Raw genomic sequence first — 14,328 nt, forward strand, 5'->3', positions numbered from 1 at the left:
GCGGGTGTGCGACGCGGACCGCGCCGACTACCCTGGCCGTCCCTGCAACTGACGGAGAGCGAGCCTCCCTTGGCCTGTGACCTGTGGCTGGTCCCCCTTGTCGACGTGCTGTGCCACAGCCCCGACAACCCCTTCGCCGAAGAGATCGCCGCCTACGACAAGGCCCTCACCGAGTCCGGTCTGCCCACCGTGCCCGTCTTCGCCTACATGCCGGGGCTCTCCGGTGACGTGGCGCCCGTCGCCGGGTTCGACTACGACGCCCTGCACTTCCTGCGCCGCGCCTATCTGCTGCGGATCTGCGGTCTCCCCGTCGAACCGGTCGACGAGCTCGGTGGGGACTACGAGCAGCTCCTGGAGATGTTCGAGGCGACCGCCCAGCAGTCCCACCTCGTCTGGCACTACGACCACGCCGGTGCGTACGTCCCCGTGGACTTCCCGGTCCCGCTCTCCAATGACGAACTCCTGGAGGGCGGTGGCCCGCTCGGGTCCTCGCACGGACTGCTGCGCGAGCTGGAGTTCGTCGCGCCCGCCATCGGGATCGACCCGGCCAACCCGCCGGCCGCGCCGCTGCCACCGGAGCGGCCGACCGAGCTGGAGGAACCGGCGGGACCCGTTCCGTACGACGACAGTCCGTTCGCGCGGGAGCGCCATGTGTGGCTGGGCCTGCACGCGGCGGCGACCCGGAGCCTCGGACAGGGCTCGATGATCATCCTCAGCTGACTCGTCCTCGGCTGAACCTCCGCCGTGGAGGGCGCGCCTCACTCCTCGCCGCCCTCCACGGCCGGGGGCCCGGCGCCGGTCAGCGCGGCCCCGGCCGTGGCGGCGTGGCCCGGTCGCCCGGTCCCGAGCATGGTCAGCGCGGCTCCGGCGGGCGCTGCCTCGGCATGTTCGGGCGGGTGCCCGGCGGCAGCGGGAAGCGGGCCGGGGGCTGGCCGGGCTCCTGGCGGGGCGCCGGGGTGGCCACCGACTGGAGGGCCAGCGGCGACGGGCCGGAGCGGAACTCCACCATCCAGTCCGCGGTCTCCACCCGTACCAGCTCCGTCACGTCCTCCGAGAAGCGCCGCAGCACCCCCAGGCACCGCTCCGCGGCCTCGCTCGCGGTCCCCTCCGTCGGCCCGAGCACCTCGCGGACGCTCTCCGACGCCCAGTCGAACTGCAGCGTCCGCAACCGGCGCTGCACCGCCTGCGCCGTCGCCACGTCCCTCATCCAGCCGGACGTCAGCCCGAAGTACCGGTCGCACGCCACGCAGGCCGCGCCGAGCAGCAGGGACAGGTACCCCCAGGCCGCCGCCCCGTCCGCGACCTCCGTCAGGTCCAGCAGCGGCAGCGCGGCGCCCGCGATGACGCCCAGCGCCGTACCGAGCCGCAGCGCCTGCGCGCAGCGGCGCTTCCAGACGCGGTCGGACAGATACCACTCCGCCGTGCGCAGCGCCTGGGACTCGACCCAGCGGTACAGCTCGTCCAGCCGTTCCGCGGGCTCGCCCCAGTCTCCGAGCGGGAAGGGCGTCCCGGCCAGATCACGGCGGACCGGCCCCTCGGGCTGCCCCGGCGGCTGCATCTCCGGCTGCTGGCTCACCGGGGGACTCCTCTGTTCAGCTCAGCGCTCGTGTCCTTCTGTGACATGCGGTGCACGTGGTGCCTGCCCTTCCTACCGCCGAATGGTGGGCTGTGGGCCCGGAATCCCGGGATTTCCGCCCGCAAGAGGGTCTTGATCAGGTAGAGGAGCCCGCAGTTTCTCACTCGAAAGAGTTGTGGCGGCGGCCCGCGCGGGGACCACGTAGGCTCGGCGTACCGAACATCAGTCGTCGAAATGCCAGGAGTGACCGTGATTCCCGGTGGTGGTCAGCCCAACATGCAGCAGCTCCTCCAGCAGGCCCAGAAGATGCAGCAGGACCTCGCGCGCGCTCAGGAGGAGCTCGCCGCGACGGAGGTCGAGGGACAGGCGGGTGGCGGCCTGGTCACGGCGACGGTGACCGGCTCCGGTGAGCTGCGCGGTCTGGTGATCGACCCCAAGGCCGTCGACCCGGAGGACACCGAGACGCTGGCCGATCTGGTCGTGGCCGCGGTCAAGGCCGCCAACGACAACGCCCAGGAGCTGCAGCAGGCCAAGCTCGGCCCGCTGACCCAGGGCCTGGGCGGCATGCCGGGCCTGGGCTTCTGAGCCTCGCGCTCGCGTCCCCGGGCTTCTAAGGCATCGCTTCAGCCACTACCGTAAGAATCAAGCAGACCCGAGAAGGGCGTTCCGTTGTACGAAGGCGTGGTTCAGGACCTCATCGACGAACTGGGCAGGCTGCCCGGCGTCGGTCCCAAGAGCGCGCAGCGGATCGCCTTCCACATCCTCCAGGCCGAGCCGACCGACGTACGCCGGCTCGCGCACGCGCTGCTGGAGGTCAAGGAGAAGGTCAGGTTCTGCGCGGTCTGCGGCAATGTGGCGCAGCAGGAGCAGTGCAACATCTGCCGCGACCCGCGCCGGGACCTGTCCGTCATCTGTGTGGTCGAGGAGCCGAAGGACGTCGTGGCGATCGAGCGGACGCGCGAGTTCCGTGGGCGGTACCACGTGCTCGGCGGCGCCATCAGTCCGATCGAGGGCGTCGGCCCGGACGATCTGCGCATCCGGGAGCTGCTCGCGCGGCTCGCGGACGGCACGGTCACCGAGCTGATCCTGGCGACCGACCCGAACCTGGAGGGCGAGGCCACCGCGACGTACCTGGCGCGGATGATCAAGCCCATGGGACTGAAGGTCACGCGTCTCGCGAGCGGCCTGCCGGTCGGCGGCGATCTGGAGTACGCCGACGAGGTCACCCTCGGCCGTGCCTTCGAGGGGCGGCGCCTGCTAGATGTATGACGACAGGGCCGACACGGCTCGTGCGCTCGCTCGTGAGCTCAAGGGAGGCACCCTCGATGTCTGACCCCACGCTGCACTCGATCATGCAGGACCCGGACGACTTCGCGGTCCAGATCGCCGACTCGATCGAGTCCTTCATCGTGGCCACCACGGAAGTGGCCAAGGGCGACGAGCCCGACAGCGCGGTGCCGTTCCTGCTGCTGGAGATCTCGCAGCTGCTGCTCGCGGGCGGGCGGCTCGGCGCGCACGAGGACATCGTCCCGGACGAGCGCTACGAGCCGGACACGGGCCCGGACCTGGACGTCGACGACCTGCGGATGCGGTTCGCGGCGCTCCTGGAGCCGGTGGACGTGTTCTCGGAGGTCTTCGACCCGTACGAGCCGCGCAAGGCGCCGGTGCCGTGCCGGATCTCCGACAACCTCGCCGACATCGTCATGGATCTGCGCCACGGCCTGGCCCACTACCGCGCCGGGCGGACGAGCGAGGCCCTGTGGTGGTGGCAGTTCTCCTACTTCTCCAACTGGGGTCCGGCGGCTTCCGGGACCCTGCGCGCCTTGCAGTCGCTGGTCTCCCATGTCCGCCTCGACCAGCCGCTGGCCGCGCTGGACGGGCTCGACACGGACGAGGACCTGACGGAGGAGGACCTCGCGGAGGAGGCGGGCCGCGTCATGGCGGCGGAGATCGCGGGCCCGCTGGGCCTCGGAACGCTGAACAAGTAGCCCGCGGACCCGCCTCCCGCCGCCGCGCCCTCGACGCCCGCGCCTCCGGCCGCCGCGGCTCCGCCGCGCGTGGCGGCCGGGGAGCGCCCATCCGCCGCGTGTGACCCCTCCCACAACTCCGCGTACCGCGCCCCACCTGGGGCAGGGAGTCGACCACGGGCAGTCCGGGCTGCCGACCGAGATCACTGATTGAGCGGGACATCTCAGGATGTGATATATGGTCGGCGATTCCGGGCTGCTCGTTAAACTGAGCCGACCGCAGTGATGACTGCGGCAGAGACCGAGCGAGGAGCGCACGTGGGCCTTGTCGTGCAGAAGTACGGAGGCTCCTCCGTTGCCGATGCCGAAGGCATCAAGCGCGTCGCCAAGCGGATCGTGGATGCCAAGAAGAACGGCCACCAGGTGGTCGTCGTGGTTTCCGCGATGGGCGACACGACGGACGAGTTGATCGATCTCGCCGAGCAGGTATCCCCGATCCCTGCCGGGCGTGAATTCGACATGCTGCTGACCGCCGGAGAGCGGATCTCCATGGCCCTGCTGGCCATGGCGATCAAAAACCTGGGCCACGAAGCCCAGTCGTTCACGGGCAGCCAGGCCGGTGTCATCACCGACTCGGTCCACAACAAAGCGCGCATCATCGATGTCACGCCGGGCCGGATCCGTACCGCCCTCGACGAGGGCAACATCGCGATCGTCGCCGGCTTCCAGGGCGTCAGCCAGGACAAGAAGGACATCACCACGCTGGGGCGTGGCGGGTCCGACACCACGGCCGTGGCGCTGGCCGCCGCGCTGGACGCCGAGGTCTGCGAGATCTACACCGACGTCGACGGTGTGTTCACGGCGGACCCGCGCGTGGTGAAGAAGGCGAAGAAGATCGACTGGATCTCCTTCGAGGACATGCTGGAGCTCGCCGCCTCCGGCTCCAAGGTGCTGCTGCACCGGTGCGTCGAGTACGCACGCCGTTACAACATCCCGATCCACGTCCGCTCGTCCTTCTCGGGGCTGCAGGGCACGTGGGTCAGCAACGAACCGCGAGGGGACCGCAAGGTGGAGCAGGCCATCATCTCCGGTGTCGCCCACGACACCTCCGAGGCGAAGATCACCGTCGTCGGCGTGCCGGACAAGCCGGGCGAGGCGGCGGCCATCTTCCGGGCCGTCGCGGACGCCGAGATCAACATCGACATGATCGTGCAGAACGTGTCCGCCGCCTCCACCGGGCTGACGGACATCTCCTTCACCCTCCCCAAGGCCGAGGGCCGCAAGGCCATCGACGCCCTGGAGAAGGCGAAGGGCTCGATCGGCTTCGACTCGCTGCGCTACGACGACCAGATCGGCAAGATCTCCCTGGTCGGCGCCGGTATGAAGACGAACCCGGGCGTCACCGCCTCCTTCTTCCAGGCGCTGTCCGACGCGGGCGTGAACATCGAGCTGATCTCGACCTCCGAGATCCGCATCTCGGTCGTGACCCGCCAGGACGACGTCAACGACGCCGTGACGGCCGTCCACACCGCCTTCGGGCTCGACAGCGACTCGGACGAGGCCGTTGTCTACGGCGGTACCGGCCGGTGACGTGGTCGCGGCCGCTGACGTGCCGCAGTTGAACCGCAAGCCGACGCTCGCGGTCGTGGGAGCGACCGGAGCCGTCGGTGCGGTGATGCTCCAGCTCCTGTCGCAGCACGCCGACGTCTGGGGCGAGATCCGGCTCGTCGCCTCCCCCCGCTCGGCCGGCCGCAAGCTGGCCGTGCGCGGGGTGGAGACGGAGGTCCTCGCGCTGAGCGAGGACGTCCTGGAGGGCGTCGACCTCGCCCTCTTCCTCGTGCCCGAGGACGTGGCGGCGCGGTGGGCGCCGATCGCCGCCGCCAAGGGCGCGGTGGTCGTGGACACCTCGGCCGCCTTCCGGCTGGATCCGGACGTGCCGCTGGTGGTGCCCGAGATCAACCCGCACGCGGTACGGGTACGGCCCCGCGGGATCGTCGCCAGCCCCGGCTGCTCCACGCTGGCGCTGATCGTCGCCGTGGGCGCCCTGCACGCCGAGTTCGGGGTCAGTGAGCTGGTGGTGACCGTCCAGCAGGCCGCGAGCGGCGGCGGGCAGGCCGGCGCCGCCGCCCTGCGCCGGCAGCTGACGCTCGTGGCCGGGACCGATCTCGGCAACCACCCCGGTGACGTACGGCGTGCCGTCGGCGACGACACCGGCCCCTTCCCCGGGCCCGTCGCGCTCAACATCGTGCCCTGGTCAGGGGCGCCGATGGAGGACGGCTGGTCCTCCGAGGAGCTCCGCGTCCGCCACGAGACGCGCAAGATCCTCGGGCTCCCCGGGCTGCCGGTCGCCGCCACCTGTGTGCGCGTACCCGTGCTGACCGCCCACTCCGTCTCCGTACACGCGCGCTTCGAGCACCCCGTCACCGTCGCGCGCGCACACGAGATCCTGGCCACCTCGCCGGGCGTGGTGCTGTACGACGACCCGGCCGCGGGCGACTTCCCCACGCCCGCCGACGTCGTGGGCACGGACCCCACCTGGGTGGGGCGGGTGCGCCGCTCGATGGACGACGAACGGGCACTGGAGTTCTTCGTCTGCGGCGACAACCTCCGCAAGGGCGCGGCCCTGAACGCCGTACAGATCGCCGAGGCGGTCATCCGGCCAGAGCGTCGCGAGCGTCCGGAAATCGACGCCCCGTGACCGTTTGATTTCGTAGAATCTGTGGACGTCCTGTGATCAAGTCGCCAGCGAAGCGCTCTTGAACTGGGACGATGCCATGTTCGAGGATGTTTTCCTCCCTTACTGCAACCGGTGGTCGGGTGGGAAGCGTCTCCGCGTGCGCCCGTGCGGTGTGCCGCGAAACGTGCTGCGAATACGGGGCATTGGGGATGAACGGGTGCGCATGACGGCAAAGGGAACACCGTCGAAAACGGTGGCGTACGCGTACAACCCTGACGGGGGGAAGCGTGTCCAACAGGCGTGGCAGAGGTACTCGACATCGCAGCGGTCGTCCCGCTCCGCGGCGCGGCGGCCGCCCCGCTCAGGGGCCCCGTCGCCGTTCCCGTACGCGGCACCGTCGTGCACCCGCTCAGGCGTCCGCGCCCGGCGGGCGGCATGCCGGTGATCGCACGCACGCCCGCCAGAGCCCGGACGTCCGGAGTGATCGGCATCCCCGCGCCGCGCGACAGCGCTGACGGCACCGTGGCGGCGGGCACCACCGTCGACCACCTGACCGAGACCTACCGCGCCCACTACCGCTCGCTGCTCGGCCTCGCCGCGCTGCTCCTGGACGACACGGCCTCCTGCGAGGACGTGGTGCAGGAGGCGTTCATCCGCGTCCACTCGGCGCGCAACCGCGTCCGGGACCCGGAGAAGACGCTCGCCTATCTGCGTCAGACGGTCGTCAACCTCTCCCGTTCCGCGCTGCGCCGCCGCATCCTCGGCCTCAAACTGCTGTCCAAGCCGATGCCCGACATGGCGAGCGCGGAGGAGGGGGCGTACGACCAGCTGGAGCGGGACGCCCTCATCAAGGCGATGCGCGGGCTGCAGCGCCGGCAGCGCGAGGTGCTGGTCCTGCGGTACTTCGCGGACATGACGGAGGCCCAGGTCGCCGCGACGCTCGGCATATCCCTCGGGTCGGTGAAGGCGTACGGCTCGCGGGGCATCGCGGCGCTGCGTGTCGCGATGGAGGCGACGGCATGAGCTCCGACGACACGAACCCCTGCCCCGGCGGTGGACCCGGCCCCGGCCCCGGCTCCGGTGGCGGCTTCGGCCTCGGCCCCGGTGGTGCCAGCGGGCCGCCCGACGATGAACGCGAAGACATGGGACACGGGATTGTGAACGACGGGCCCGACAAGGCGCAGGCCGACGACCTCCTGGGGGGCGACGACCCCTTCGGGGACGACGAGCTCGCGCTTCGACGGCTGCTCCAGGGCGCCGTCGCCGACCTCGAGCCCACCGACGGCGCGCTCGACCACCTGCGCCGCGCGGTGCCCGCGCGGCGCGCCCGCAAGCGGCAGGCCATCGTCGGCATCGCCGCCGCCGTGGTGCTGATCGGCACGGCCGTCCCGGCGTTCGTGCACGTCGCCAACTCCGGCGGTACCTCCGCCGACCACGCCGTCAACGCCGGACACGGCGAGCAGGCCCAGGGCGGCACCGGCGCCGAGACCGGGATCGAGGGCGGCGAGAAGGACGCGGACACGCCGGCCGGGACCGCCGGCCCCCGCCAGGGCGAGGGCGAGGAAGGCGGAAAGCCCGCGGCGTCGGCCTCCGGCGAGACCGGCGGCACGGAGCCGGGCTCGAAGCCGTCCGCCGACGCGGAGCCGGACGCCTCACCGGTGTGCGAGGCCGGCCAGCTGGGCGTCAGCTCGGTGTGGGCGGGCGCGCCCGACGGGGAGGGGAAGGTCTACGGCACCTTCCGCATCGCCAACGTCTCCGGCCGCGACTGCGTGGTGAACGGTGCGGGCCGCGTCGGCTTCGCGACCAAGGGAGCGGCCGACTCATCAAAGATCACGGTTGTCGCCCACACGCCCGGGGACGCGGCGAGCGGACTGCCCGACCCCTCGCAGGAATCGCCGAAGCTGCTCCTGGCGCCGGACGACGCCTACGAGGTGAAGTTCGCCTGGGTTCCCAAGGAGACCTGCCCCACCACGGGAACCTCGCCCGATCCCACCGCCCCGACGGACGCCGGCGGGACCTCGTCCGGATCCACCGGATCGACCGACAGCGGATCGGCGAGCAACGACGCGTCGACCCAGCTCGGCGCGGAGGACGGCACCCCGGCCGAAGGCAGCGTCGAGGTCAGCCACACCCCGGAACCGGGCGCCCCGGCCGCCGCGACGACGATCCCCCACGCCTGCGCCGGAACGATCTACCGCACGGGCGTGCTCGACGCGTCCTGACCCGACCGGGCGGGGCGGTACGGGCACCCGGCGGCACCAGCGGCAGGCGCCGGGCGGCGCGCGCCCAGGGGTCTGCGGAGGCCCGGGAGGACCGGCCCGCCCGCGTGCCGGGCGGCCTACAGGCCCAGTTCCGCGTCCCGCTGGGCCTCCACCTCGCGGCGCAGCAGGCGGAACCACATGAAGACGACGAAGCCGGCGAAGACGAACCACTCCGCGGTGTAGCCGAGGTTCTGGAACGCCTTCAGGTCCAGCGACGTGCCCGCCGCGGCCGCCGCCGGGACCGGGGTCAGGCCGTCGGGGGAGTCGGTGACCGTCACCCACGCGTCGTACACGTCGTCGTTGACCAGGTTGATCAGGGCTCCCGCGCTGATCATGCCGACCTGGCCCTCGGGGAGTCCGCCCGCCGCACGGACACCCTTGGTGCCGGCGTTCTCGGACGCCTGGAGGGCGCCCACCACCGTGACCTCGCCGGACGGCGGGGCCGGCGCCTTCGCACCGGCCGGCAGCCAGCCTCGTACCACCGGCAGGGACTTGCCACCGTCCGTCCTCAGCATCGTCAGGACGTAACCGCCACTGCGGCCGTCCAGCTCACGGCCCGGCACCAGGAACTGCTCCCCGTACCGGCCGCTCGCCTCCGCGTGCCTGCCGGAGGTCTCCTTGTCCACCGGCAGCAGCTTCTCCAGGGGCTCGGTCCGCAGCGTGCCCGGGTCCGGGGCCCGCTCCGCCTCCTGGTGGGTGTCGACGCGATCCTCGAACTTGCCCATCTGCCACACCCCCATGAACAGGCAGAAGGGGATCGCCAGCAGGACGAAGACGTTGATCCCCCACCAGCGGGGTGTTCTCAGGAACCGGTACACCCCTCCACGGTACGCAGCCGCCTCACCCCCCGACCGGCCGGGTCCCCAGGTGCCGCGCGGCGAAGGCGAGCTCCAGACGGACCTGCTTGATCCGCTCCTCCACCACCAGGGAGCCGTGCCCCGCGTCGTACCGGTACACCTCGTGGACCGCGCCCCGGGCCGCGAGCCGCTCGACGTAGTTGTCGATCTGCCGGATCGGGCAGCGCGGGTCGTTGACGCCCGCCGAGATGTAGACCGGGGCTGTCACCTTGTCCACGTACGTCAGCGGCGACGAGGCCTCGAAACGGTCCGGCACCTCCTCCGGCGAGCCGCCGAACAGCGTCCGGTCCAGCGCCTTCAGAGCCTCCATCTCGTCCTCGTACGCCGTCACATAGTCCGCGACCGGCACGGCGGCCAGCCCCACCGACCAGGAGTCCGGCTGGGTGCCGAGCCCGAGCAGGGTCAGATAGCCGCCCCAGGACCCGCCCGACAGGACCAGCTTCGCCGGGTCGGCGAGCCCCGAGGCCACCGCCCACTCACGGACCGCCGCGACGTCCTCCAGCTCGATCAGACCCACCCGGTGCTTCAGCGCGTCCGTCCACTCCCGGCCGTACCCCGTCGAGCCACGGTAATTGACCCGGACCACCGCGTAGCCGTGGTCGAGCCAGGCCGCCGGACCGGAGGCGAAGGCGTCGCTGTCGTGCCAGGTCGGACCGCCGTGCACCTCGAAGACGGTCGGGAACGGCCCCTCACCCTCCGCCGGCCGCTGCACCAGCGCGTGGATGCGGCCGCCGGGCCCCTCCACCCACACGTCCTCCACCGGCACCGAATCCGGCGCCTTCGGGCCGGGCGGGTCGAGAACGACCCCGCCCCCGGTCGAGCGCACCACCGGCGGCCGCGCGGCCGACGACCACAGGTACTCCACGCTGCCGTCGGGTCGGGCCGTGGCGCCCGACACCGACCCCGCCGGGGTCTCCACCCGTACCAGCGCGCCCGTGGCGATGTCGTACCGCCACAGCTCGCTGCGCGCCTCGAAGCTGTGCACGATCAGCAGCCCCGAGCCGTCCGGATACCACTCCGCCGACACGTCGCCCGGCAGGTCGAGCCGGAGATCCGTCTCCTCGCCCGTCGCCACGTCCCACAGCAGCGGCTCCCAGCGGCCCCTCCGCTGGTGGCCCACGAGCAGCCGGGTGTCACCGGCCACCGGAGCGAAGCCGAGCACCGCCAGGCCCAGCTCCTCCGTACCACCCCGGGTGTCGTCGAGCTCGGCCAGCACGGAGGAGTCCTCGGCCCGCAGCACGCGCAGCGCCGCGTGCATGGCGTCGCCGTGCTCCGTGTGCTCGATCGCGATCAGGGACCCGTCGTAGGAGAGATCACCGACACCCGCCGACTCCCGGTGCCGGTAGATCTCTATCGGCGCCGAGCCGTCCCGTACGAGATGGACCGTCGATCCCTCCTCGTCCGTCGAGCGGCCCACGACGACCGTGCCGTCCCGGCCGATCGCGAGCCCCGCCGGATAGGAGGGCGCGAGCCCGGGCACCGCCGGCTCGTCCGCGCCGCCCTCGAAGGGCTGGCGCATCCACACCCCGAACTCGTCCCCGTCCTTGTCGGAGAACCACCAGATCCACCGGCCGTCCGGGGACAGCATGCCGTCCGTCGTCCCGTTCGGCCGGTCCGTGACCTGCCGCTGCGTGCCGCTCGCCCGGTCCCAGGCGTACAGCTCGTACGTGCCCGTCGCGTTGGACACGAACAGCGAACGGTCCGGTGCCTCCTCGGCCCACTCGGGCAGGGACACGCGCGGCGCCCGGAAGCGCTGCTCCCACAGGGGCATGTCGGCGAAGTCGTTGGTCTCAGTCATGGCCCCCATCATGCTCCGTGCCGCCGACAAACCGCTCGCATCGTCCTCAGCCTGTGGATAACCTCCGGCCATGTACTCACCGACCCCCGCCGACTGGCGCGAGGCCAACCGCGCCCGCTGGGACGAACGCGTCGCCATCCACGCCGCCAGTGAGTACTACGACCTCGACGCGTTCCGGGCCGGCAAGGAGGCACTGCGCGACTTCGAGCTCGCGGAGGTCGGCGACGTCACCGGCCGCTCGCTGCTCCACCTCCAGTGCCACATCGGCCTGGACACCCTCTCCTGGGCCCGGCACGGCGCCTCGCACGTCGTCGGCCTCGACTTCTCCGAGCCCGCCGTCGAGACCGCCCGCTCGCTCGCCGCCGACCTCGGCCTCGCCCCCGACCGGGCCGCGTTCGTCGCCGCCGACGCCTATGACGCCGTCGAGGCCGTCCCCGACTCCTCGTACGACATCGTCTACACCGGCACCGGGGCGCTGTGCTGGCTGCCGGACATCGACCGCTGGGCCGAGACCGCCGCCGCGCTCGTCGCCCCCGGCGGCTTCCTGTACGTGGCGGAGTTCCATCCGCTCACCGACTCCCTGGACGACGAGACGGGTACGCGGGTCGTGCACGACTACTTCGTCCGCGATCCCTGGGTGGACACCACCCCGGGGACGTACGCCGACGTCGACGCCGCCACCGTCCACAACCGCAGCGTGGAGTGGGTGCATCCGGTCGGCGAGGTCGTGACGGCGATAGCCAGGGCCGGACTGCGGATCGAGTTCCTGCACGAGCACGACGTCTCGCTCATCCCGCGCTTCGGAACGCTGCGGCGGCGGGAGGACGGTTACTACCGCTTCCCCGCCGACCGCCCGCGCGTCCCGCTGATGTACTCGCTCAGGGCGTCGCGCCCGGCGTGAGCCCGCCCGTTTTCGGCGCGGTCAACCGCGGGATCTGTCCGACACCGGCTCTGTCGGCGGTGGCGGCGGCGGTGGTGGTGGCCGGTTGCGCACGAGGGTGGTGGCGACCGCGGCGGCCAGCGCGGTGGCGCCGAGGCCGAGCGCGAGGCCGGAGGGACCGGAGTCGTCGACGGTCTCGGAGCGGGTCTCGGAGCGGGGCTGATCGGCGGTACCGGGCTGATCGCCGGCGGCGGCCGGCCCGCCGCCGAGGACGCAGACGAGGGCGAGGACGAGTACGGCGGCGGCGGGTACGGCGATCCGGGGTACCTGCCTGGTGTCCATGTATCCAGAGGAGCGGACGGCACCCGGCCGGGCCACCCGGCGGACCCCGTTCGGGTCAACGCGCGGTTCGACGGGCGGTTCGACGCGCGGTTCGACGGGCGGTCCGGCGTCGGCGGTCACCGAGGGGCGGTCACCGTCGGGTCGGCCACGGGAATCTCGTTCGCCGTGTCGTCCGGTGAGAGCCACGCCATGCCGATGAGCAGGAAGACCACGAACGCGATGCCTCCGGCCACCGCGGCCGTCTTCCTCGGACGGCGCCGGGAGAGCTCCGCGAGTCCGCTCTCGGAGCGCCGCGGCGCCTGCCGACGCGACGGCGACCCTGCCGAGGGCCCGGTCTGGGGTCTGGTCGAGGGTCTGGACTGCGGTCTCGCCTGGTGCCCGGTCTGCCGCACCGCCTGCCTTCCGCCCTGCGGCGCCATCCGCGCGGTCGTGTGCGGTACGGGCCGGCTCTGGTGCTGGAGAGGCGGCTGGGGATGCTCGCGCCAGGCCCCGGAGGCGAACCAGTCGGCGATGGCCCGCGCGGCGGGCCGCTGCTCCGGCTGCTTGGCCAGCAGCGTGAGGAGGTACGCCTCGAACGCGGCCGGCAGTCCCACCCCCAGCTGCCGCGGCGGCGCCGGCGGCGTGTCGATGTGCTGGTACAGCAGGGCCGTCGCGGTGTCGCCCTGGAACGGCGGCCGTCCGGTGAGGAGTTGATACAGCACGCAGCCCAGCGAGTACACGTCGGACGCCGGCGAGGCGGGCTGCCCGAGCGCGCGCTCCGGGGCGAGATAGAGGCCGGTGCCCACGATCTGCCCCGTGGTGGTGAGCGCGGCCGACGGATCGTCGACGAACCGGGCGATGCCGAAGTCGGCGAGCTTCACGGCCCCACCCGCGGTGACCAGCAGGTTCCCGGGCTTGATGTCCCGGTGCACCACACCCTCCCGATGGGCGGCGGCCAACCCGGCGGCGGCGTGCGCGGCGATGACGGCGACCCGCTCCGGGGGCAGCGCCGAGGGGGCGCCCGCGTCGGTGGCGAGGCTGGGCCCGTCGACCAACTCCATGACGAGGAACAGCTTTCCGTCCCATGTACCGAAGTCGAAGACGCCCACGACATGCGGATGACTCAGCCGCGCCGCCGTCTGCGCCTCCAGCCGGAACCGCTCACCCGCCGAAGGATCCGACTCGTGCCCGAGCATCAGCTTCACGGCGACGGACCGGCCGAGAACCTCGTCGGTGGCCTGCCACACCTCGCCCATGCCGCCACGCCCGATACACATCTGAAGCCGATATCGGTCCGCGACCAGCACCTGAGACCCAGCCTTTCGTCGGTCAGCCACCTGACAGGAACACTCCAGAGTAGAGCGATCCGATCACTGCTCCGATCCCGAGCCACCCCCTGGCCCCACCACCCGAAAACGAGCCAGGGGGCCCGACCCGTTCTCGCGGGTGGGGTCCCCGGTACTTCGGCTGTCGTGATGGCAGATTCGACGCACGCCTCTTCGTCTCGAAGTTGGTGCAGTCACTCCCCTTTGCCAAGGGGCTACTTGTTCGGTCAGCGCGTTGGCTCCGGTCGGTCTGGCACAGTTCCCCGCGCCGGCCTGACTCGTCTCAACTCATCTCCTCGCGGGCGACCTTGAGGTCGTCCACCAGGAAGACATCCTGAGACCACTGCCCAGGCCATGCAGCGAGTATCAGATCTTTCGGCCCCGCTTGGGCCAGCATCGTCCGCTTCTCGGTGAGGCGGGTGGCTTGAGTGACAACTCCCTTGGCGTCGACGCGGATCAGGGTGACGGTCTGGCCGCGCCAGGGAAACCCATCCTCCACTGAGCTGGTACGACGAAGGGACGAGGCATCGAACTGAGGGAACCGAGGCATGAGGGGACCTTATGGGGTGCGCCAGCCCGATGGTGGCGCGATGGCACATCTACTGGGCTCCGAGACAGAAGCGCCCCGCATCAGTGATCTGGGCCTGCTTTCACCGTGCTTCGACA

Annotated in this window: 15 protein-coding genes; 9 read left to right on the forward strand and 6 right to left on the reverse strand. The window is 71.8% G+C overall.

Annotated features, from left to right (window positions below; genetic code table 11):
- Window positions 1-69 precede the first annotated feature (69 nt).
- Window positions 70-720: a hypothetical protein gene (locus ACWDX6_RS08755; RefSeq protein ID WP_451484226.1), complete on the forward strand. Its 651-nt coding sequence runs from the start codon at window positions 70-72 to the stop codon at window positions 718-720.
- A gap of 133 nt (window positions 721-853) precedes the next feature.
- Here ACWDX6_RS08755 and ACWDX6_RS08760 read toward each other — a convergent pair whose 3' ends face one another.
- Window positions 854-1,558, reverse strand: a complete 705-nt coding sequence (locus ACWDX6_RS08760) for an SLATT domain-containing protein (protein WP_451484331.1) — start codon at window positions 1,556-1,558, stop codon at window positions 854-856.
- Window positions 1,559-1,825: 267 nt separating this feature from the next.
- Between ACWDX6_RS08760 and ACWDX6_RS08765 the strand changes: the two genes are divergently transcribed.
- The 7 genes from ACWDX6_RS08765 (at window position 1,826) to ACWDX6_RS08795 (ending at window position 8,442) form a co-directional block, all read left to right on the forward strand.
- Complete coding sequence (locus ACWDX6_RS08765; RefSeq protein ID WP_356888579.1) at window positions 1,826-2,161, forward strand: YbaB/EbfC family nucleoid-associated protein; 336 nt, start codon at window positions 1,826-1,828, stop codon at window positions 2,159-2,161.
- Window positions 2,162-2,245: 84 nt separating this feature from the next.
- Complete coding sequence (recR, locus tag ACWDX6_RS08770; RefSeq protein ID WP_356888252.1) at window positions 2,246-2,845, forward strand: recombination mediator RecR; 600 nt, start codon at window positions 2,246-2,248, stop codon at window positions 2,843-2,845.
- Window positions 2,846-2,901: 56 nt separating this feature from the next.
- The gene (locus ACWDX6_RS08775) at window positions 2,902-3,564 is read left to right on the forward strand and encodes a DUF5063 domain-containing protein (RefSeq protein ID WP_451484227.1); all 663 of its coding nucleotides are present in this window, start codon (window positions 2,902-2,904) and stop codon (window positions 3,562-3,564) included.
- 297 nt (window positions 3,565-3,861) lie between these two features.
- A complete protein-coding gene (locus tag ACWDX6_RS08780; protein WP_451484228.1) occupies window positions 3,862-5,133 on the forward strand; it encodes an aspartate kinase in 1,272 nt (423 codons plus the stop codon).
- A gap of 28 nt (window positions 5,134-5,161) precedes the next feature.
- On the forward strand, window positions 5,162-6,241 hold the full coding sequence (locus ACWDX6_RS08785) for an aspartate-semialdehyde dehydrogenase (RefSeq protein WP_451484332.1): 1,080 nt from the start codon (window positions 5,162-5,164) through the stop codon (window positions 6,239-6,241).
- Window positions 6,242-6,655: 414 nt separating this feature from the next.
- Window positions 6,656-7,243 (forward strand): SigE family RNA polymerase sigma factor, encoded by a 588-nt coding sequence (locus ACWDX6_RS08790; RefSeq protein ID WP_403294015.1) that lies wholly within the window; start codon window positions 6,656-6,658, stop codon window positions 7,241-7,243.
- Window positions 7,240-8,442: a hypothetical protein gene (locus tag ACWDX6_RS08795; protein WP_451484229.1), complete on the forward strand. Its 1,203-nt coding sequence runs from the start codon at window positions 7,240-7,242 to the stop codon at window positions 8,440-8,442. The genes ACWDX6_RS08790 and ACWDX6_RS08795 overlap by 4 nt, the downstream gene beginning before the upstream one ends.
- 116 nt (window positions 8,443-8,558) lie before the next feature.
- Here the strand turns inward: ACWDX6_RS08795 and ACWDX6_RS08800 are convergent, their stop codons facing one another.
- Together ACWDX6_RS08800 and ACWDX6_RS08805 are read right to left on the reverse strand one after the other, a co-directional pair.
- Window positions 8,559-9,299, reverse strand: a complete 741-nt coding sequence (locus tag ACWDX6_RS08800) for an SURF1 family protein (RefSeq protein WP_451484230.1) — start codon at window positions 9,297-9,299, stop codon at window positions 8,559-8,561.
- A gap of 22 nt (window positions 9,300-9,321) precedes the next feature.
- The gene (locus ACWDX6_RS08805) at window positions 9,322-11,145 is read right to left on the reverse strand and encodes a prolyl oligopeptidase family serine peptidase (protein ID WP_451484231.1); all 1,824 of its coding nucleotides are present in this window, start codon (window positions 11,143-11,145) and stop codon (window positions 9,322-9,324) included.
- A 61-nt stretch (window positions 11,146-11,206) separates the two neighbouring features.
- Between ACWDX6_RS08805 and ACWDX6_RS08810 the strand changes: the two genes are divergently transcribed.
- Window positions 11,207-12,037: a class I SAM-dependent methyltransferase gene (locus tag ACWDX6_RS08810; RefSeq protein ID WP_451484232.1), complete on the forward strand. Its 831-nt coding sequence runs from the start codon at window positions 11,207-11,209 to the stop codon at window positions 12,035-12,037.
- Between the two features lie 21 nt (window positions 12,038-12,058).
- Here ACWDX6_RS08810 and ACWDX6_RS08815 read toward each other — a convergent pair whose 3' ends face one another.
- The 3 genes from ACWDX6_RS08815 to ACWDX6_RS08825 all read right to left on the reverse strand — a co-directional run bounded on the left by ACWDX6_RS08815 (window position 12,059) and on the right by ACWDX6_RS08825 (window position 14,212).
- Window positions 12,059-12,358 (reverse strand): hypothetical protein, encoded by a 300-nt coding sequence (locus tag ACWDX6_RS08815; protein ID WP_451484233.1) that lies wholly within the window; start codon window positions 12,356-12,358, stop codon window positions 12,059-12,061.
- 116 nt (window positions 12,359-12,474) lie between these two features.
- Entirely contained in the window at window positions 12,475-13,644 is a 1,170-nt protein-coding gene (locus tag ACWDX6_RS08820) for a serine/threonine-protein kinase (protein ID WP_451484234.1), read from the reverse strand.
- 301 nt (window positions 13,645-13,945) lie between these two features.
- Complete coding sequence (locus tag ACWDX6_RS08825) at window positions 13,946-14,212, reverse strand: hypothetical protein (protein ID WP_451484235.1); 267 nt, start codon at window positions 14,210-14,212, stop codon at window positions 13,946-13,948.
- Window positions 14,213-14,328: the final 116 nt, after the last annotated feature.

The organism is Streptomyces sp. NPDC003027, assembly GCF_053591435.1.

Bases quoted from the DNA above. Each gene is read 5' to 3' on its own strand.
- ACWDX6_RS08815 (WP_451484233.1), bottom strand. From the start codon at position 12,358: ATGGACACCAGGCAGGTACCCCGGATCGCCGTACCCGCCGCCGCCGTA.
- ACWDX6_RS08760 (WP_451484331.1), bottom strand. From the start codon at position 1,558: ATGCAGCCGCCGGGGCAGCCCGAGGGGCCGGTCCGCCGTGATCTGGCC.
- ACWDX6_RS08790 (WP_403294015.1), top strand. From the start codon at position 6,656: ATGCCGGTGATCGCACGCACGCCCGCCAGAGCCCGGACGTCCGGAGTG.
- ACWDX6_RS08825 (WP_451484235.1), bottom strand. From the start codon at position 14,212: ATGCCTCGGTTCCCTCAGTTCGATGCCTCGTCCCTTCGTCGTACCAGC.
- ACWDX6_RS08775 (WP_451484227.1), top strand. From the start codon at position 2,902: ATGTCTGACCCCACGCTGCACTCGATCATGCAGGACCCGGACGACTTC.
- ACWDX6_RS08810 (WP_451484232.1), top strand. From the start codon at position 11,207: ATGTACTCACCGACCCCCGCCGACTGGCGCGAGGCCAACCGCGCCCGC.
- ACWDX6_RS08805 (WP_451484231.1), bottom strand. From the start codon at position 11,145: ATGGGGGCCATGACTGAGACCAACGACTTCGCCGACATGCCCCTGTGG.
- ACWDX6_RS08795 (WP_451484229.1), top strand. From the start codon at position 7,240: ATGAGCTCCGACGACACGAACCCCTGCCCCGGCGGTGGACCCGGCCCC.